At 70.9% G+C, this 777-nt stretch carries 1 pseudogene; it reads left to right on the forward strand.

The features are described from left to right. Positions 1-777: pseudogene (locus ASD66_RS25120) on the forward strand (hypothetical protein); the annotation flags it as partial.

The raw sequence follows: 777 nt of genomic DNA on the forward strand, positions 1-777 counted from the left end.
AGCCTTCGGATGGCTGGCACGTCCCGCGGAGCTGCTCGCGTTGCTGCTCGAGCACGCCGAGGACCCCGACCCCGGCCCGCAGTCCACCGACCAGGACCAGCCCGGCAACGGCCACGACGAAGCTGGTGACACCGACACCGACGCCGACGATGCAGACGCGGACGAGGGCGAGGGCGGCAGCGACGACCAGGGCCAGCCCAGCAACAGTGAGCCTGCTGGCACAAGCGACGCGGCCCGCGACGACAATCAGACCGGAGCCGACCACGAGCCGGATGACGCGGACCCCGGCTCGTCACCGGTGGCGTGGGCCGAGGGGTTCCCGGAGCATCTGCTCGACACGCTCCGCTCGATCGACCCGACCAAGCTGCGGCCCCGGGCCGTGGTCTACGTCCACCTGCACCAGGCCGCCCTGTCCACCAGCCACCCCACCGGACGCGGTGCCGTGGCCAAGGTCGAGGACGCCGGCCCCATGCTGCCCGACAACCTTGGGCCGATGCTCGGCACAGCCCTGGTCCAGGTCACCGAGGTGATCGACCTCAACCAGACCACTCCGACCGCGACCTACGTGCACCCGCAATGGCTCAAGGACCGGATCCAGCTGCTCAGCCCCCGCACCGCCTTCCCACACTCCACCACCGTGAGCCGACGCGTCGACTACGACCACCCCGTCCCCTACGACCACAACCCGACGGCGCCACCGGCCCAGACCGGTGCCCACAACTCCGCCCCACTGGGCCGCTACCAACACCGGGTGAAGACCCACGCCCAGTTCACCGT

This window comes from Nocardioides sp. Root151 (assembly GCF_001427925.1).
In the GTDB taxonomy this organism is placed as follows: Bacteria; Actinomycetota; Actinomycetes; order Propionibacteriales; family Nocardioidaceae; genus Nocardioides.